Genomic DNA, 17,998 nt, shown 5'->3' with positions numbered 1-17,998 from the left:
CATGTCGGGCAAATCAGCGGCATGACTCCGCCCGTCTCATCCGATTGAGGGGCGGATCGCGATCGTCACGAACGTGCGGTGAGATGCGGTGGACGCTGAATGCGCGAGACGTACGCGCAGGAAGCGTACGGCGAAGTCGTGTGGTCCTGATGCCGCGGTGCTGGCATTAAGTCGGCGGAAGCAAGCTTCTGTCGGCGACGGTGGCAAAAGAGCCGTTCACCGGGGAGAGCTCGAAGTAAGCCGTAAAGCCATTGCGCAGGGAAGGCCGGGATGCTCCCGCTGTACCTGTATACTCGTGTGCGTTCTCTTTATGCGCAATGGCACACGAGACCGCGGGTGCAGCCAGCACCCGGTCTTCCCTGCGCCCTCTGTTTGAGAGGGCGGGAGGTTCAAAGCAAACCTCGGGCGCAACGCGCCGCGAGAACGCGGATTCATGCTATGTATCGCGGCTACTCCCATCTCCGTCGTCCCGGACAAGCGAGCGAAGCGAGCGCGATCCGGGACCCATACGCCGCGGCGGACGTTATCTTGGCAAGATGGTTGACGACTTTCCTTCGAGGTGGTTATGGGTCCCTGCTTTCGCAGGGACGACAGCAAGTCATCAGGCGATAAGCCGACTCACACCGCCAAATATCCCTTGATCGCCGGCAGAAAGAAAATCGCGATGTTGATCGCGAACCCGAGGCTCCAGAGAATCGAGCGCAGCGTCGGGCGGTTGCCGAGATAGGTGAAAACGTAGGCGATCCGCACGATCACGAAGAGAATGGCGAGTTCGTCGATCAAGCGCTGCGGTCCCAGCCGAAACTCCGCCAGCAGCACGGCAACTGCAAAGAACGGAAACGCCTCGATGCCGTTTTGATGCGCGCCGAGCGCACGGGTGCGGATCGGGTCCTGGTAGAAGGCAGGATCGCGCGGCTTGGCATTGTCGAAACGGCCGTAGGCCGCCCATTTGACCGATGCGATCGTCAGCAGATAGAGCAGCACCGTTCCGAAAACACACCATTCGGCGATCGTCATGGTTCCTCCCGCGCCCCGCGGCAATTTGAGAAGCGTAGCGAACCGGCGGTTATCTTGACAAGGATGGTGCAACGCGCGAAGCCATCGAAATCATGACCGTGGTCGTTCCCATCGGCAATGCGAAGCCTGTGCCGGCAACCCAGCCGCAACGCATCGGCGTGCTGCTGGTCAATCTCGGCACGCCCGATACCGCCGATGCACAGGGGGTACGGGTTTATCTGAAGGAATTCCTCTCCGACCCGCGGGTAATCGAGGACCAGGGCCTCGTCTGGAAACTGATCCTCAACGGCATCATCTTGCGCGTGCGCCCGGCCAGGAGGGCGCGCGACTACCAGAAGATCTGGAACGCCGAGAGAGGCGAATCTCCGCTCAAGACCATCACCCGCTCGCAGGCCGAAAAGCTCGCGGAGGCGATCGCCGATCGCGAGCATGTCGTGGTCGATTGGGCGATGCGCTATGGCAATCCGTCGATCCGCTCGCGCATCGATGCCCTGGCTGCGCAAGGCTGCGATCGCCTGCTGGTGGTGCCGCTCTATCCGCAATATTCCGCGGCGACCTCGGCGACCGTCTGCGACGAGGTGTTTCGCGCGCTCGCCGACATGCGTGCGCAGCCAACGCTGCGGGTGAGCCCGCCTTATTACGACGATCCCGATTACATCGAAGCGCTCGCCGTCTCGATGTCAGAACATCTCGCGGCCCTGCCGTTTCAGCCCGAGCTGATCGTGGCGTCGTTTCACGGCATGCCGCAGAAATATGTCGACAAGGGCGATCCCTATTATACCCAGTGCGTCGCAACGACGGAAAGCTTGCGCAAGCGGTTGGGCCTTGATGCCTCAAAGCTGATCCTTACATTTCAATCGCGCTTCGGCTTCGACGAGTGGCTGCAGCCCTATACCGACAAGACCATCGAAAAACTGGCGAAAGATGGTGTGAAGCGCATTGCCGTCGTGACCCCCGGTTTCTCCGCCGATTGCCTGGAGACGCTGGAGGAGATCGCGCAGGAAAACGCCGAGATCTTCAGGCACAATGGCGGCGAGCAGTTTTCCGCGATTCCCTGCCTCAACGACAGCGAGCCCGGCATGGACGTCATCCGCCAGCTCGTTTTGCGCGAGTTGCAGGGCTGGATTTAACCACCTCAGCAACCCACTCGCCGTTCGGAGCCAAGAACATCTGGTGGCCCGCAGAACGTTCCCTAGCTATATAACATCACTTGAGAACAGCCGGCTGAACCGGCGCCGCGCCTTTGCCGACAAATGAGAGACCGCGCCCGGCAACGCACCTTGCCGGCTTTGGAGGGACTTTATGAGTGGCTTCGACGTTTTCGCGATCGCCTTTGTACTGCTTGTCATTGTCACTTTGTTCGCGGGCGTCAAGACGGTGCCGCAGGGCTATGACTGGACCATCGAGCGGTTCGGAAAATACACCCGCACGCTCGCGCCAGGGTTGAATCTCATCATTCCCTATTTCGACCGCGTCGGCCGCAAGATGAACATGATGGAGCAGGTGATCAACATCCCAGAGCAGGAGGTAATCACCAAGGACAATGCCACCGTGACGGTGGACGGGGTCGCGTTCTTCCAGGTGTTCGACGCCGCGAAGGCAAGCTACGAGGTCGCCAATCTCGAGCAGGCGATCATCGTGCTGACCATGACCAACATCCGCTCGGTGATGGGCTCGATGGACCTCGACCAGGTGCTGTCGCACCGCGACGAGATCAACGAACGGCTGCTCCGCGTGGTTGACGCCGCGGTGTCGCCGTGGGGGCTCAAGGTCAACCGCATCGAGATCAAGGACATCGTGCCGCCGGCCGATCTGGTCGAAGCGATGGGGCGGCAGATGAAGGCCGAGCGCGTCAAGCGCGCCGACATCCTGCAGGCCGAGGGCCAGCGCCAGTCGGAAATCTTGCGCGCCGAAGGCGCCAAACAGGGGCAGATTTTGCAGGCCGAAGGCCGCCGCGAAGCCGCATTCCGCGACGCCGAAGCGCGCGAGCGCCTGGCGGAAGCGGAAGCCAAGGCGACGCAGATGGTCTCTGAATCGATCGCCAAGGGCGACGTTGCCGCGCTGAACTATTTTATCGCCGACAAGTACATCAAGGCATTCGGACAGTTTGCGGATTCGCCGAACCAGAAGATCCTGATGATTCCGCTGGAAGCAACTTCCGTGCTGTCCTCGCTCGCCGGCATCGGCGAGATCGCCAAGGCGACCTTCGGCGAAGCCGCGACGTCCGCTGCGGCTGTCGCCCGGCGGACAGGCTCGGTGCCGAACGCCGGCCCGACCCCGCCGCCGGTCACGCCGCAGCGGTGAGAGCTTGGTCTGGAAGATTGATTAGAGGTTCGTCATGGCCGAGATGTTTTCGACGTTAGGGACCTGGAATTGGCTTATCTTCGGCTTCGTCCTGATGGCGCTCGAATTGCTCGCGCCGGGCGTCTTCTTGTTCTGGCTCGGGCTCGCGGCGCTCCTGGTCGGGCTCGTGTCGTTTGCGATCAATCCCTCTTGGCAGACGCAACTCCTGATGTTTGCGGTGTTCGCGGTTGCCGCGGTACCGGCGTGGCGGCATTTTGCACGCAGCGCTTCCAGCAGCAGCGTCAGCAATCCGTTCCTCAACAACCGGACCAAGGCGCTGGTCGGCCGGGAATTCACGCTGGAAAAGCCCATCGTCGACGGCACCGGCACCGTCCGGATCGACGATACGATCTGGCGCGTCGCCGGCCCCGACGCGCCGGCCGGCAGCCGGGTCAAGGTGGTACAGGTCGATGGTGCCAGCCTGACGGTGGCGGCGGCTTAGGGGACTTCCTCGTCCCAGAAAACTTTCCCTCGATTCCTTGCATTTCGCTACGAAAAATGTAGCATGCTGCTACGGTATTCGTAGCAAAGGGGCTGTCCGTGGCACAGACCACGCCGCGCATCGCGCCGCTTGAACCGCCTTATGCGCCGGACATTGCCGAGCAGTTCGACCGCATCATGCGCGGCGCGCCGCCGCTGGTGCTGTTTCGCGTCATGGCGGGCAATGCCCGCGCCTGGGAGAAATTCCGCGCCGGCAGTCTGCTGGATCGCGGGCCGCTCAGCTTGCGGGAGCGCGAGATCGTCATCGACCGCACCTGTGCGCGAACCGGCTGCGAGTACGAATGGGGCGTGCATGTCACGACATTCGCGGAAGCCGCGCATTTGACGGAGCAGCAGGTCCGCGCCACCGTGCTGGGCGCGGCCACCGACACATGCTGGTCGCCGGCAGAGCAGGCCCTGATCGCCGCGGTCGATGCGCTGCACGAGCGTGCCACGCTCAGCGACGCCGAATTCGCGGCGTTGTCGGTATATTTCGACAATGCGAAAATATTCGAGATCATCCTGCTGTGCGGATTCTATCGCACTGTGTCGTATCTCGCGAACGGACTGGCGCTGCCGCTGGAGGAGAACACGGCGCGGTTTCCAGCACAGGCCTAACCCCGTCATTGCGAGCGAAGCGAAGCAATCCATGTCGCGGCATAACGATAGGTGGATTGCTTCGTCCCTGCGCTCCTCGCAATGACGTCGAGAGTTTGGGCGCCGGCCTAAGCCACGCCCGCCCGTAAAAAATCGTGCAGATGCACGATGCCGATCGGCTTGTTGGTGTCGGTCACGATCAGCGTCGTGATCTTCGAGGAATTGAGGATCTCCAGTGCCTCGCCGGCCAGCACGTCGCGGTCGATCGTCTTCGGATTCCTCGTCATCACCTCGTCGACAGTTGCCGACATCAAGCCGGGCCCCATGTGGCGGCGCAGATCGCCGTCGGTGACAATGCCGACGATGTGGCCGCGTGCATCGATGATACCGACGCAGCCAAAGCCCTTGGACGTCATCTCGACCAGCGCCTCGGACATGCTGGCGCCGAGCGGCTTCAGCGGCACCGCGTCGCCGGTATGCATGAGATCGCGGGTGTATTTCAGGAGTGCGCCGAGCTTGCCGCCGGGATGCAGCACGCTGAAATCGACCGAGCTAAAGCCGCGGCCTTCCAGCAATGCGATCGCGAGCGCGTCGCCAAGCGCCAGCATCATCAGCGAGGAGGTGGTCGGCGCGAGGTTGTGCGGGCAGGCCTCGCGCGCCTTCGGCAACGTCAGCGCGACGTCGGCGGCCTTGGCGAGCGAAGATTCGCGCTCCGCGGTCATGGCGATCACGGGAATGCGGAAGCGCTTGGCATAGGTGATCAGATTCTTCATCTCCGGCTGCTCGCCGGACCAGGACAGCGCCAGGATGACATCGTCCGGCGTGATCATGCCGAGGTCGCCATGGCTCGCTTCGGCGGCATGGACGAAAAACGCCGGCGTGCCGGTGGAGGCAAAGGTTGCGGCGATCTTGCGGCCGATATGGCCCGATTTGCCGAGCCCGGTGACGATCAGCCGCCCGTTGGCGTTCCGGATCAGATCGGCGGCGGCGGCAAATGGTGCGCGGAGATCGGACTGCAGCGCCGCCGTGATCGCAGCGATCCCGCTGCCCTCGGCGTCGAGCGTGCGCAGCGCCGATTGAACGGCGGCATCCGCGGGATCGGAGCCGGATGATTGTGCCATCAGCGGATTCGGATTGGCCATGTCTGTCCCAGGGAGGAGGGCGTTTCGCCCGAAGCCCTCCATAGCATGGCCTGTCGGGCGATGCGACGCGGGCGGCGAGGCCTTCAACGGCTCATTAACCATAATTGTTTTAACTCCATTAACGACGTGTTCCGCGAGCTGTTTGGTGTGCGTCCACCAAGTATCTGTTTTTGTTGGAGTATATTTTATCGTGAGGGCGGGGCCAGCAACGGGCCGGAACAGCCGCGCGCGCCTCTTCCGCGCCGCCTTGCCGTGCCTTGCGTTGATCGCCCTGACCGGAACCACCGCCCGAGCGCAAACCGTCACGCCGGACCTGTTCAGCTCAAGGCGCACCAGCCAGATGACGCCGCCGGATTCGCCGCTGCGGCGGACCGCGGCAGAGGTGAACGATTCCCTCAATAGTCCGAAACTGCAGGAGAGCGATAAGCAGGCGCCATCGCGGATCGGACAGATCCCGAAATATGGCCTGCCGGCTGCGAGCGGCGCAGCCGATTTCGGCTATGACTCGCTCAACCGCAAGCGCAGGAAACCGAAATACTATCCGGCGCAGGCGAAGCCGAAGCCGCCGGTCGGTCCCGGCAGTCCGCCGCCGATTGCGTCGAATACGCGGCTGCGGCTGTCGATTCCCCCGTCGGAGTCGGCGCACAAAACCCCGATCCCGCCGGCAATGGCGGGCACGGTGCTGGGTCAGCCAGCGCGCAAGCGTCTCAGGATCGACGATGATCCGTTCGGCGCGGTCGGCGATTACGCCGGCAGCTTCCTGATCAAATCCGCGGTCGAATTCTCGGGCGGCTACGACACCAATCCCGGTCGGCTCGCAGCCGCGCAAGGCAAGCCGTTCTATGTGATCGCGCCCGAATTTTTGGCGGTCTCCGACTGGGAACGGCATGCGCTGGTGGCCGATCTCCGCGGCTCGTTCACCGGCTACGGCAGCAATCTCACGCCGAACCCCGACGGCACGCCGCTATCGGCGCCGCTGGATGTCGATCGACCCAATTTCATCGGCCATGTCGACGGGCGGCTCGATGTCAGCCGCGACACGAGGCTGACCGCGCAGGGCCGGTTGTTCGTCTCGACCGACAATCCCGGCAGCCCGAACGTACAGGCCGGCCTCGCCAGATATCCGATCTACACCACGGTGGGCACCACCCTCGGCGTCGACCAAAGCTTCAACCGGCTGCAGGTTTCCGCCGGCGCCACCGTCGACCGCACCGACTACACCAACTCGAAACTCACCGACGGCACGTCGACCGCCAACGACGACCGCAATTTCAGCCAGTACGGCGGCGTTGGCCGCGTCAGCTATGATTTGAGGCCGGGCATAAAGCCGTTCGTGGAAGTGCAAGGCGACAGCCGCGTGCATGATGTCAGAATCGACCGCAGCGGATTTGCGCGCGATTCCTCGGGCGGCTACGTAAAGGGCGGCACCAGTTTCGAGCTCTCGCGGCTGTTGACCGGCGAAATCGCCGTCGGCTACGCCGCGCGCGACTATGTCGATCCGAGGCTCGACCGCCTGGAAGGCCTGCTCGTGTCGTCCTCGCTGGTCTGGACCGCAACGCCACTGACGACGGCAAAGTTCTATTCCGACACCACGATCACGGAGACCACGCTGCCCGGGACGTCGGGCGTGCTAACGCACATCTATACCGTCGAAGTCGACCACGACTTTCGCCGCTGGCTGACAGCGATCGGCAAGTTCACCTGGGGCTCACTCGACTATCAAGGGAATCCCAGGCGCGACAAGATCTACACGGTTTCGGGCGAGGCCATCTACAAGATGAACCGCAACGTCTGGCTCAGGGGTACGCTGCGGCGGGACTGGCTGGATTCGAACCTGCCGGGGAACAGCACGGCATCGACGGTAGTGATGCTGGGGGTGAGGCTGCAGCATTGAGGCAGCCGTCGTTCGAACTCGTCATTGCCGGGCTCGACCCAGCAATCCATCCCTTCGAAAGCGTCTCATGAAGATTGATGGGTGCCCGGATCAAGTCCGGGCATGACAGTTGCAAACATGGCCCGTTCCACGTCTAATTACCGCGGCAGCGTCGTCGACCCCATCAGATACTGATCGATCGCCCGCGCGCACAGCCGCCCTTCGCGGATTGCCCACACCACCAGCGATTGTCCGCGCCGCATGTCGCCGGCGGAGAAGACGTTCGGCAGTGAGGTCTTGTAGTCGGCCATGTTGGCGCGGACGTTGCCGCGCTGGTCGAGGTCGACGCCGAGCGTCTTCAGCATGCCCTCGTGCACCGGATGCACGAAGCCCATGGCGAGCAGCACGAGCTGAGCTTCGAGCTCGAATTCGGTGCCCGCGATCGGCTTGAACTTGTCGTCGACTTTGACGCAGTGCAGCTTTTGCACCTTGCCGTCGACGCCCGAGAATTTTTGCGTCAGCACCGCGTATTCGCGGCTCGCGCCTTCGGCCTGGCTCGATGAGGTGCGCATCTTCAACGGCCAGTTCGGCCAGGTCACGCCCTTGTTCTCATGCTCGGGCGGCGCCGGCATGATTTCGAGTTGTGTAACGGACTTTGCGCCCTGCCGGAACGACGTCCCGATACAGTCGGAACCGGTGTCGCCACCGCCGATCACGACGACATGCTTGCCGCCGGCGAGAATCTCCTTCGCGTCGCCGAGCGGCTCGGAGGAGACGCGGCGGTTTTGCTGAGGCAGGAAGTCCATCGCGAAATGGATGCCGTCGAGATCGCGGCCGGGGATCGGCAGATCGCGGCCGGCTTCGGCGCCGCCGGTCAGCGCCACCGCGTCATACTGGTTGAGCAACTCGCGCGGATCGATCGCGCCTTGCGAGGTGCCGCCGATATGGACGCCGTAATGGAACGTCACGCCTTCGGCCTCCATCTGCGCCACGCGACGGTCGATGATGTGCTTTTCCATCTTGAAGTCGGGAATGCCGTAACGAAGCAACCCGCCCGCCTTGGCGAACTTCTCGTAGACGTGGACGTCATGGCCAGCACGCGCGAGCTGCTGCGCGGCTGCGAGGCCCGCAGGGCCGGAGCCGACGATCGCGACCTTCTTGCCGGTCTTGGCGGGCGCAATCTCAGGCTTCAGCCAACCATTGTCCCAGGCGCGGTCGACGATGGCGCATTCGATGGTCTTGATGGTGACCGGGTTGTCGTCGATGTTGAGCGTGCAGGACGCCTCGCACGGGGCGGGACAGATGCGGCCGGTGAACTCCGGGAAATTGTTGGTCGAGTGCAGGTTGCGCGAAGCCTCTTCCCAGTTGCCCTGATAGACGAGATCGTTGAAATCGGGGATCTGGTTGTTGACCGGGCAGCCCGGCGTGCCCGGCGCTACCGAACCGGTGCCGTGGCAATAGGGGATGCCGCAATTCATGCAACGCGCGGCCTGGTCGCGGGTGTCCTTCTCGCTTAAGGGAATGACGAACTCGCGATAGTGCTTCAACCGCTCGGCGACGGGCGCATACTTGCGTTCGTTGCGGTCGATCTCGAGAAAACCTGTGATCTTGCCCATTAAACCTGATGCCCCTGCATCTCTCGTTCGTTCATGTCTGTTCGCGCCGTCATTGCGAGGAGCGGAGCGACGAAGCAATCCACGGTTCTGCTTGTGGCGCTATGGGTTGCTTCGCTGCGCTCGCAATGACGGGCTCGTGTAACTAAGCCCCGATCGCGATTTTCGGCTCGGCGTCGGCATTCGCCTTCAATTCCTTCAGCGCGCGGCGGTATTCCACCGGCATCACCTTGCGGAATTTTTGAAGCCACGTCTTCCAGTCAGCGAGGATCTCGGCCGCTTTCTTCGAGCCGGTCAGCTTGGCGTGGCGCGTGATCAGGATGTGCAGCCGCTCGATATCGGACTCCAGCAGATTGGCGAACACATCGACCCGGCCATGTGCCTCGAGATCGCCGGAGTGATTGTAGGTGCCGGCGTTGATCAGCTCTTCCGACAGCACCGGCTCGAGTTCGACCATCGAGAGGTTGCAGAGCTTTTCGAAGTCGCCGGCCTCGTCCAGCACATAGGCGATGCCGCCCGACATGCCGGCCGCGAAGTTGCGCCCGGTCTTGCCGAGCACCACGACGATGCCGCCGGTCATGTACTCGCAGCAGTGATCGCCGGCGCCCTCGACGACCGCGATGGCGCCGGAATTGCGCACCGCAAAGCGCTCGCCGGCGATGCCGCGGAAATAGCATTCACCCTCGATCGCGCCATACATCACCGTGTTGCCGACGATGATGGATTCTTCCGGCACGATGCCGGAATTCCGCGGCGGCTTGACGATGATGCGACCGCCCGAAAGGCCCTTGCCGACATAATCGTTGCCTTCGCCTTCGAGATCGAAGGTGACACCCTTGGCAAGCCACGCGCCGAATGCCTGGCCGGCGGTGCCCTTCAGGCTGACATGAATGGTGTCATGCGGCAGTCCGGCATGGCCGTAGATCCTGGCGACCTGACCCGACAGCATCGCGCCGGCGGAGCGGTCGGTATTGTTGATCTCTTCCTCGATCTTCACGGGCGCGCCACGGTCGAGCGCGGCCTGCGCCTTCTCGATCAGGCGGCGGTCCAGCACCTTCTCCAGATGATGGTTCTGGGCTTCGGCGTGATAGATCTTCTGACCCTTCTCCTCCTTCTGACGGACGAAGAGCTTCGAGAAGTCCAGCCCCTTGGCCTTCCAGTGCGCCACCAGCGTGGATTGGTCGAGCATCTGGGTCTGACCGACCATTTCGTCGAACTTCATGTAGCCGAGCTGCGCCATGATCTCGCGCACTTCTTCCGCAACGAAGAAGAAGTAGTTGATGACGTGCTCGGGCTGGCCGGTGAAGCGCTTGCGTAGCACCGGGTCCTGCGTCGCGACGCCGACCGGGCAGGTGTTGAGATGACACTTGCGCATCATGATGCAGCCGGCCGCAATCAGCGGTGCGGTGGCGAAGCCGAATTCATCGGCGCCGAGCAGCGCCCCGATCACGACGTCGCGCCCGGTGCGGAAGCCGCCGTCGACCTGCACCACGATGCGGCTGCGCAGCCGCTCGCGCACCAGCGTCTGGTGGGTTTCGGCAAGGCCGATTTCCCAGGGGCTGCCCGCGTGCTTGATCGAGGTGAGGGGAGAGGCACCGGTGCCGCCCTCGAAGCCTGCGATGGTGACATGGTCGGCACGCGCTTTCGCAACGCCCGCGGCCACCGTGCCGACGCCGATTTCGGACACCAGCTTGACCGAGACTTGGCCATCCGGATTGACGTTCTTGAGGTCGTAGATGAGCTGTGCCAGATCCTCGATCGAATAGATGTCGTGGTGCGGCGGCGGCGAGATCAGGCCGACGCCGGGCGTCGAATGCCGCACCCGCGCAATCGTCGCGTCGACCTTATGACCGGGCAGTTGTCCGCCTTCGCCGGGCTTGGCGCCCTGCGCCATCTTGATCTGCATCATGTCGGAGTTGACGAGGTATTCCGTCGTCACGCCGAAGCGGCCTGAGGCGACCTGCTTGATCGCCGAGCGCATGGAATCGCCGTTCGGCATCGGCTTGAAGCGATCGGCCTCTTCGCCGCCTTCGCCGGTGTTCGACTTGCCGCCGATCCGGTTCATCGCAATTGCGAGCGTGGTGTGCGCCTCGCGCGAGATCGAGCCGAAGCTCATGGCACCCGTGGCGAAGCGCTTGACGATTTCGGAGGCCGGCTCGACCTGCTCGATCTTCACCGGCTTGCGCTTCTCGTCCTCGGCGGTCTTGATCCGGAACAGGCCGCGCAGCGTCAGCAGCCGCTCCGACTGTTCGTTGAGGATCTTTGCGAACGCGCGGTAGCGCTCCTGCGAGTTGCCGCGCACGGCATGCTGCAGCGTGGAAACGGATTCCGCGGTCCAGGCGTGATCCTCGCCGCGGGTGCGATAGGCGTATTCGCCGCCGACATCGAGCGCGGTCTTGTAAACCTGCGCGTCGCCGAACGCGTCCGTATGGCGTCGCGCGGTTTCCTCGGCGATTTCGGCGAGGCCGACGCCTTCGATGCGGGTGTGGGTGCCGGCAAAATACTTCGCGACGAAATCGGCCTTCAGCCCGACGGCGTCAAAAATCTGCGCGCCGCAATAGGACTGGTAAGTCGAGATGCCCATCTTGGACATCACCTTCAACAGGCCCTTGCCGATCGACTTGATGTAGCGCTTGACGATCTCGTAGTCGTCGAGCGCGCCCGGCAGGCGGTCCTTCATCGCGATGATGGTTTCGAACGCCAGATATGGATTGATCGCCTCGGCACCGTAGCCGGCGAGGCACGCAAAGTGATGCACTTCGCGCGGTTCGCCGGATTCGACCACGATGCCGACCGAGGTGCGCAAGCCGGTGCGGATCAAATGATGATGCACGGCGGCGCAGGCGAGCAGCGAGGGGATCGGAATCCGGTCCGTGCCCGCCATGCGATCCGACAGGATGATGATGTTGACGCCTTCGCGCACCGCGCCTTCGGCGCGCGCGCAGAGTTCGTCGAGTACCTGCTCCATCCCGGCCGCGCCGAAGCCGGCATGGAAGGTGGTGTCGAGCGTGCGCGACTTGAAATGCGTATCTGCGACATCGGAGATCGAGCGGATCTTTTCCAAATCCGCATCGGTCAGGATCGGCTGGCGCACCTCGAGCCGCTTGGTCGAGGCCATGCCCTGCAGGTCGAACAGGTTCGGCCGCGGCCCGATGATCGAGACGAGGCTCATGACGAGCTCCTCGCGGATCGGATCGATCGGCGGGTTGGTGACCTGGGCAAAATTCTGCTTGAAGTAAGTAAAGAGTGGCTTCGGTCGGTCCGACAGCGCCGAGATCGGCGTGTCGTTGCCCATCGAGCCGGCGGCCTCTTCGCCGGTGGCCGCCATCGGCGTCATCAGGATGTTGATGTCTTCCTGCGAATAGCCGAACGCTTGCTGCCGGTCGAGCAGCGGCAGGTTGGAGCGCAGGCCCTTGGTGGGCGCGTCGGGCAGTTCTTCCAGCACGAGCTGAGTGCGATGCAGCCAGTCGCTGTAGGGATGGCTCTTGGCCAGCCTCGCCTTGATCTCGTCGTCGGGAATGAGCCGTCCCTGTTCGAGGTCGACCAAAAGCATCTTGCCGGGCTGTAGCCGCCACTTGGTGACGATCTGGTCCTCCGGGATCTGCAGCACGCCCATTTCGGACGCCATCACAATGCGGTCGTCCTTGGTGACGAGATAGCGCGCCGGGCGCAGTCCGTTGCGGTCGAGGGTAGCGCCGATCTGGCGGCCGTCGGTAAAGGCGATCGCGGCGGGGCCGTCCCACGGCTCCATCAGCGCGGCGTGATATTCGTAGAAGGCGCGGCGCTGCTCATCCATCAAGGGATTGCCGGCCCAGGCTTCCGGAATCATCATCATCACCGCGTGCGGCAGCGAGTAGCCGCCCTGCACCAGGAATTCGAGCGCGTTATCGAAGCAGGCCGTGTCGCTCTGGCCTTCATAGGAGATTGGCCAGAGCCGGTTGATGTCCTTGCCGTAAAGCTCCGAGTGAACGGACGCCTGGCGGGCCGCCATCCAGTTGACGTTGCCGCGCAGCGTGTTGATTTCGCCGTTGTGGGCGATCATGCGGTAGGGGTGCGCCAGCGACCAGGTCGGGAAGGTGTTGGTCGAGAAGCGCTGATGCACCAGCGCCAGCGCGCTCTCGAAATCTTGTTCATGCAGATCGGGATAGTACTTGCCGAGCTGATCGGCGAGGAACATGCCCTTGTAGATCACGGTGCGGCACGACAGCGAGACCGGGTAATAGCCGGCGAGCCCGCGGTCGCGGCGCTGGTAGATCGCCTGCGAGATCGATTTGCGCAGGATGTAGAGCCTGCGCTCGAACTCTTCCTCGGACTTCGCCGTGCCGTTGCGGCCGATGAACACCTGCATATGGTAGGGTTCGGTCGGCTTGACGGTTTCGCCGAGTGAAGCGTTGTCGGACGGCACGTCGCGCCAGCCGAGCAGCACGAGACCTTCTTCCTTGATCTGTTCGGCGATGATGCTCTGAATCACCTTTCGCCACGCCGTCTCCTTCGGCATGAAGAGCGAGCCGATCGCGTAGTGGCCGGGCTCCGGCAGCTTGAAGCCGATCTCGGCCGCCTTGCGCGAAAAGAACGCGTGCGGGATCTGCACCAGGATGCCAGCGCCGTCACCGGCGCGCGGGTCGGCGCCGACGGCGCCGCGATGTTCGAGGTTGCAGAGAATGTTGATCGCGTCGGAAACGATCTGGTGCGACTTCCTGCCCTTGATATTGGCGATGAAGCCGACGCCGCAGGAATCCTTCTCCATGCCAAGGTCGTACAGACCCTCGGCCGGCGGGCGCCAGTCATGTTCGCGCGCAGTGTCGGCCGGTTTCGAAGCCGCGGTCGCCGACAGGGTGTCTGTCACGATATTTTCGCGCTCGAATTCCGACCCGCTCATCTCATTCCTCTCAATAAAAGGCTAAGGGCCTCACCGCATCGTCGGCGCACCTTGGACGCTTGCGGCACCCACCGGGCCACCGCTCGTCCGCCGCGAGCCGCAATTTCTTAAATTCAGGCCTTCCCGTTCAACGTCCCTGATGAACGGCCTTGCCTGCACTGCCCTGGAGCTCGTAGCGCCACGGTTTCGTTGCAATCCCTGTGCCGGGACCGCCCCGCAATTGAGACAGCGATGCTGTCCTAACTTCGACCATGCCAAATTTTTCTTTATCACACAAGCGCGTGAAAGTCCTCGCCCGCATGCGCATCGGCGCTTGGCGGCCCGGGGGAAATAACCGCGCGCGGGGTTTGCGGCAGCGGCGCCCCGATCCGGCCCAAGGACCGCCGGATTTCCCAATGAAATTCGATCCTGGGCCGGCAGACGAGCGAGCAAAAATGCTTCCGCTACGGTCTGGCGGCTGCGGGGCTTACAGGAGCTTTCGACAATGAAGTTGTTCACGGGATCTTTGGCGGCGGGACTGGTCCTTCTGGCGGGCGGCGCGCAGGCGCAGGTGCCCGGGCCCTATGAGATCGGGCGCTCGCCATACGCGGCGGCATCGGATTTCGACGCCCCCTATGCGGCGGTGCCGCAGCCGGCCCCCGGGCCGTACGACGAGCCCGGGCCGCGCTACGGAGCCGCGCCGCAGTACGGATACGGTCCGGGACTGTTGCCGTCGACGGAAGTCTATTCGGTGCTGCGCGACAATGGGTTCTCGCCGCTCGGTATCCCGAGGTTGCGCGGCTTCGTTTACACGATCGCGGCGATCGACCGCGGCGGCGAGGACGGCCGGCTCGTGATCGACGCACGCAACGGCCGGATTATTCGCTTCGTGCCGTCCTATCGCATGGGTGACAATTTCTACGAAGACCAGAGCGCTCTCCACGGGCCCTCTGCGGCTCCGCCGTCGCAGGCCCATGCGCCGGCCCCGCCGGCCAATGTCCAGGCCGCGGCGCGGCCGCAGCGGCCGGCCTCCCGTTTGGCTAGTCGCACCGTGCCGGTGCCGAAGGCCAGTCCGATCGCCACAAAGCCTGCGCCGGCGCCGGCCCAGCAGGCTGCGGCACCTGCGCCGAAGCCGACCGAGGTTCAGGCTGCGGCTTCACCGGCGGTGACGGGTTCGGTCCCGGCCAAGCCCGCCCCGCAGATTGCGCCGACGCAGGACATGCCTGACGTGCAGGGGCTGGAGTGAGATGCGGGTAGCGCCGTAGCCCGGATGGCGCGCAGCGCAATCCGGGATGACCTTATCCGCTCGCGAAAGACACCGGAGTGCGCTTCGCTCCATCCGGGCTACGCACCAATAAAAACACCCCCGGGGCGCTTTTGGCGGATTATTCGTGCTGGCGGGCGGCGGCCAGGATGAGATCGGCGACCTTGTCCGGCTGTGAGACGAGCGACAGGTGGCCGGCCTCCAGTTCGACCGTCGTGGCATTCATCCGCTTGGCCAGAAATCGCTCGAGATCGGGATTGATGGTGTAGTCCTGCTTCGACACGGCGTACCAGCTCGGCTTGCTGCGCCAGGCGGCTGCGGTGGTGAGGCCGGCGAAGATGGAAGTCGCGGTCGGCCACTGCACGGCGTAGAGAACTTTCGCGGTCTTGGGGTCGACCCCATTTGCAAAATATTTCAGGAACGCGTCCTCGGACAACGTAGTGAAACCATTATGTTCCTGGACGCCGGCGCGCGCCGGACCGGCCGGAAACTTCTGCGAAAGCGCGACGAAATCCTCGCCCGCATCGGGCGCGCGCGCCGCGATATAGACCAGCCCCGTGACCTTCGGGTCGGTGCCTACTTCGCTGATCACGGTGCCGCCCCAGGAATGCGCCACCAGCACGGTCGGACCGTCCTGCTGCGCCAACGCCCGGCGCGTTGCAGCCACGGAATCGTTCAGCGAGGTCAGCGGATTCTGAACTGCGGTGACGTGAAGCCCCGCGGCCTGCAGCCGCGGAATGACTTCCGACCAACTCGAGCCGTCGGCCCACGCGCCGTGCACCAGCACGACATTTTTCACTTTGACCGGTGCCGCGGCCTGCGCCGCTTGTGCGCCGAGCGATCCGGCAAGGACACCGGCAATGATTGTCAGTGTTCGCAACATCTTCATCGATCTGCTCCACATTCATGTGTCCCGGCCCGCTTCGAATTTCGACGAAGGCGGTGGCATCGTTACCGCTGTCACGCCGACGTGACCCGCGCGAGGCCTCGCGAAAATGCGGATCTGGGTTGCGCGCACAAAAAACGCCCCGGTTTCCCGGGGCGTTTTCGCGTCAGCCAATATCGGCCGAAAGCCTCGCTGCGTTACGCGGCGACGGAAGCGTCGACCACCTGCGGAGCCTGCGCGCTCGAGTTGATCGGAATGCTGCGCGGCTTCTTGGCCTCGGGGATCTCGCGCACGAGATCGACGTGCAGCAGACCGTTCTCGAGCGAAGCGTTCTTCACCTGCACGAAATCGGCAAGCTGGAAGACGCGCTCGAAGGCGCGCGCGGCGATGCCGCGGTAGAGCACTTCGGATTTGTCCTTGCCATTCTCGTTGGCGGTTTTCTCGCCCTTGATCGTCAGCGTGTTTTCTTTCGCGACGATCGAAAGCTCACCTTGCGAGAAGCCGGAGACCGCAACGCTGATGCGGTAGGCGTTCTCGCCGGTGCGCTCGATGTTGTAGGGCGGATAACCGGGGCTGCCGTCAGACGTCACCTGATCGAGCAGGTTGAAGAAGCGGTCGAAGCCGACGGTGGAACGATAAAACGGGGTGAGATCGTAGGTACGCATAGGATAGTCCTCCATTGAGCGACTGTTGCAATTACCCGCCCGCCATCGGGCCGGGCTTAGTCTTGTGCAGCCTCAGGTTTCGGTTCCGAAACACTGGTAGCGGCCTGCACGGAGATGATATGGGAGGGGTGAAACGGCGTTCAAGAGGGGCCAAATAGAGCCATTTTTGACGCCTCCCGACTTGATTTCCAGTCCCTCCTTACTAGCCGGTTCCCCTCATGACGCTCGTCTCGATCCCTGCCAATCCGGTTCCGGAGGACGTCGTCTCGGGCACCATCAAGACCCCGGATGGCGCGGAACTAAGGTTCGCGCGCTGGGCGGCGCCGGCGGGGCGCAAGGGCACCGTCTGCGTCTTCACCGGGCGCAGCGAGCAGATCGAAAAATATTTCGAGACGGTGCGCGACTTGCGCGATCGCGGATTTGCGGTGGCGATGATCGACTGGCGCGGTCAGGGGCATTCGTCGCGCCGCCTGCGCGATCCGCGCAAGGGCTATGTCCGCGACTTCTCCGACTTCGAGATCGACGTCGAGACCTTCGTGCAGCAGGTGGTGCTGCCGGATTGTCCGCCGCCCCATTTCGCGCTGGCGCATTCGATGGGCGGCGCGGTCATGCTGCGGGTGGCGCATGCGGGAAAACGCTGGTTCGACCGCATGGTGCTGTCGGCGCCGATGATCGACCTGCCGGGGCGCACGACGTCGTTGCCGACGCGGGCGCTGCTTCGGATCATGCGGCTGATGGGGCAGGGCGGCCGCTACGTGCCCGGCGGCGGCGATGCGCTGACCGGAACGGAATCCTTTATCAACAATCCCTTCACCAGCGACCCCGTACGCTACGCCCGCAACGCGGCGATTCTGGAAGAAGACCCGACGCTCGGCATCGGCTCGCCGACGGTCGCCTGGGCCGATACCGCGTTCAGGGCAATGCATACCTTTCGCGGCGTGAACTACCCGTCCGAGATCCGTCAGCCGATCCTGATGCTGGCCGCCAGCAACGACACCATCGTTTCAACGGCGGCGATCGAGGAATTCGCCTATCACCTGCGCGCCGGCTCGCATCTGGTGATCGCAGGCTCCAAGCACGAGATCCTGCAGGAGCAGGACCGCTACCGCGCGCAATTCTGGGCGGCGTTCGATGCTTTTGTGCCGGGCACGCCGTTGTTCAAGTGATTGCTTTTTGTATCCGCTCGCGTTCCCCGGATGCTGCGCAGCGTGCCGCGCTAGCGGCGTGGTGCGCTGCTGATCCGGGGTCATACCGTGCCGC

13 protein-coding genes are annotated in these 17,998 nt (G+C 63.5%); 7 read left to right on the top strand and 6 right to left on the bottom strand.

Translation table 11 applies throughout. The annotated features are described in order from the left end of the window. Positions 1 to 618: 618 nt before the first annotated feature. Positions 619 to 1,017 (bottom strand): MAPEG family protein, encoded by a 399-nt coding sequence (locus HCN58_RS23475; protein WP_171581731.1) that lies wholly within the window; start codon positions 1,015 to 1,017, stop codon positions 619 to 621. 92 nt (positions 1,018 to 1,109) lie between these two features. Between HCN58_RS23475 and hemH the strand changes: the two genes are divergently transcribed. The 4 genes from hemH to HCN58_RS23455 all read left to right on the top strand — a co-directional run bounded on the left by hemH (position 1,110) and on the right by HCN58_RS23455 (position 4,458). After that, on the top strand, positions 1,110 to 2,147 hold the full coding sequence (hemH, locus tag HCN58_RS23470) for a ferrochelatase (protein WP_171581730.1): 1,038 nt from the start codon (positions 1,110 to 1,112) through the stop codon (positions 2,145 to 2,147). Positions 2,148 to 2,319: 172 nt separating this feature from the next. After that, the gene (locus tag HCN58_RS23465) at positions 2,320 to 3,321 is read left to right on the top strand and encodes an SPFH domain-containing protein (RefSeq protein WP_171581729.1); all 1,002 of its coding nucleotides are present in this window, start codon (positions 2,320 to 2,322) and stop codon (positions 3,319 to 3,321) included. Between the two features lie 34 nt (positions 3,322 to 3,355). Beyond that, the gene (locus HCN58_RS23460; protein WP_171581728.1) at positions 3,356 to 3,802 is read left to right on the top strand and encodes an NfeD family protein; all 447 of its coding nucleotides are present in this window, start codon (positions 3,356 to 3,358) and stop codon (positions 3,800 to 3,802) included. A 98-nt stretch (positions 3,803 to 3,900) separates the two neighbouring features. Next, positions 3,901 to 4,458, top strand: a complete 558-nt coding sequence (locus HCN58_RS23455) for a carboxymuconolactone decarboxylase family protein (RefSeq protein WP_171581727.1) — start codon at positions 3,901 to 3,903, stop codon at positions 4,456 to 4,458. A 107-nt stretch (positions 4,459 to 4,565) separates the two neighbouring features. On the opposite strand, the gene HCN58_RS23450 is transcribed toward HCN58_RS23455, so the two are convergent. After that, positions 4,566 to 5,579 carry a KpsF/GutQ family sugar-phosphate isomerase gene (locus HCN58_RS23450; protein WP_171581726.1) on the bottom strand — a complete coding sequence of 338 codons (1,014 nt, stop codon included), beginning with the start codon at positions 5,577 to 5,579 and terminating at the stop codon, positions 4,566 to 4,568. A gap of 190 nt (positions 5,580 to 5,769) precedes the next feature. Between HCN58_RS23450 and HCN58_RS23445 the strand changes: the two genes are divergently transcribed. Next, a complete protein-coding gene (locus HCN58_RS23445) occupies positions 5,770 to 7,473 on the top strand; it encodes an outer membrane beta-barrel protein (protein ID WP_171581725.1) in 1,704 nt (567 codons plus the stop codon). A gap of 137 nt (positions 7,474 to 7,610) precedes the next feature. Here HCN58_RS23445 and HCN58_RS23440 read toward each other — a convergent pair whose 3' ends face one another. Beyond that, positions 7,611 to 9,068, bottom strand: a complete 1,458-nt coding sequence (locus tag HCN58_RS23440) for a glutamate synthase subunit beta (protein ID WP_171581724.1) — start codon at positions 9,066 to 9,068, stop codon at positions 7,611 to 7,613. A gap of 142 nt (positions 9,069 to 9,210) precedes the next feature. Then, positions 9,211 to 13,944 carry a glutamate synthase large subunit gene (gene gltB / locus HCN58_RS23435; protein ID WP_171581723.1) on the bottom strand — a complete coding sequence of 1,578 codons (4,734 nt, stop codon included), beginning with the start codon at positions 13,942 to 13,944 and terminating at the stop codon, positions 9,211 to 9,213. Between the two features lie 484 nt (positions 13,945 to 14,428). On the opposite strand from gltB, the gene HCN58_RS23430 reads away from it, so the two are divergent. Next, a complete protein-coding gene (locus HCN58_RS23430; RefSeq protein ID WP_171581722.1) occupies positions 14,429 to 15,169 on the top strand; it encodes a hypothetical protein in 741 nt (246 codons plus the stop codon). A 139-nt stretch (positions 15,170 to 15,308) separates the two neighbouring features. On the opposite strand, the gene HCN58_RS23425 is transcribed toward HCN58_RS23430, so the two are convergent. Both HCN58_RS23425 and HCN58_RS23420 read right to left on the bottom strand, forming a co-directional pair. Beyond that, complete coding sequence (locus tag HCN58_RS23425) at positions 15,309 to 16,076, bottom strand: alpha/beta fold hydrolase (protein WP_171581721.1); 768 nt, start codon at positions 16,074 to 16,076, stop codon at positions 15,309 to 15,311. 194 nt (positions 16,077 to 16,270) lie between these two features. Next, positions 16,271 to 16,738, bottom strand: a complete 468-nt coding sequence (locus tag HCN58_RS23420) for an Hsp20 family protein (protein WP_171581720.1) — start codon at positions 16,736 to 16,738, stop codon at positions 16,271 to 16,273. A gap of 218 nt (positions 16,739 to 16,956) precedes the next feature. On the opposite strand from HCN58_RS23420, the gene HCN58_RS23415 reads away from it, so the two are divergent. Next, positions 16,957 to 17,904 (top strand): alpha/beta fold hydrolase, encoded by a 948-nt coding sequence (locus tag HCN58_RS23415; RefSeq protein WP_171581719.1) that lies wholly within the window; start codon positions 16,957 to 16,959, stop codon positions 17,902 to 17,904. Positions 17,905 to 17,998: the final 94 nt, after the last annotated feature.

This window comes from Bradyrhizobium australiense, assembly GCF_013114825.1.
GTDB lineage: Bacteria > Pseudomonadota > Alphaproteobacteria > Rhizobiales > Xanthobacteraceae > Bradyrhizobium > Bradyrhizobium australiense.
Note: the sequence above shows the minus strand (reverse complement) of the source record. Positions and strands in the feature narration are given on the sequence as shown.

What these genes read in the sequence shown, in the direction of transcription:
- HCN58_RS23475 (WP_171581731.1), bottom strand. Translation starts at nt 1,017, where the DNA reads ATGACGATCGCCGAATGGTGTGTTTTCGGAACGGTGCTGCTCTATCTG.
- HCN58_RS23460 (WP_171581728.1), top strand. Translation starts at nt 3,356, where the DNA reads ATGGCCGAGATGTTTTCGACGTTAGGGACCTGGAATTGGCTTATCTTC.
- HCN58_RS23450 (WP_171581726.1), bottom strand. Translation starts at nt 5,579, where the DNA reads ATGGCCAATCCGAATCCGCTGATGGCACAATCATCCGGCTCCGATCCC.
- gltB (WP_171581723.1), bottom strand. Translation starts at nt 13,944, where the DNA reads ATGAGCGGGTCGGAATTCGAGCGCGAAAATATCGTGACAGACACCCTG.
- HCN58_RS23465 (WP_171581729.1), top strand. Translation starts at nt 2,320, where the DNA reads ATGAGTGGCTTCGACGTTTTCGCGATCGCCTTTGTACTGCTTGTCATT.
- HCN58_RS23425 (WP_171581721.1), bottom strand. Translation starts at nt 16,076, where the DNA reads ATGAAGATGTTGCGAACACTGACAATCATTGCCGGTGTCCTTGCCGGA.
- HCN58_RS23415 (WP_171581719.1), top strand. Translation starts at nt 16,957, where the DNA reads ATGACGCTCGTCTCGATCCCTGCCAATCCGGTTCCGGAGGACGTCGTC.
- HCN58_RS23440 (WP_171581724.1), bottom strand. Translation starts at nt 9,068, where the DNA reads ATGGGCAAGATCACAGGTTTTCTCGAGATCGACCGCAACGAACGCAAG.
- HCN58_RS23420 (WP_171581720.1), bottom strand. Translation starts at nt 16,738, where the DNA reads ATGCGTACCTACGATCTCACCCCGTTTTATCGTTCCACCGTCGGCTTC.
- hemH (WP_171581730.1), top strand. Translation starts at nt 1,110, where the DNA reads ATGACCGTGGTCGTTCCCATCGGCAATGCGAAGCCTGTGCCGGCAACC.
- HCN58_RS23430 (WP_171581722.1), top strand. Translation starts at nt 14,429, where the DNA reads ATGAAGTTGTTCACGGGATCTTTGGCGGCGGGACTGGTCCTTCTGGCG.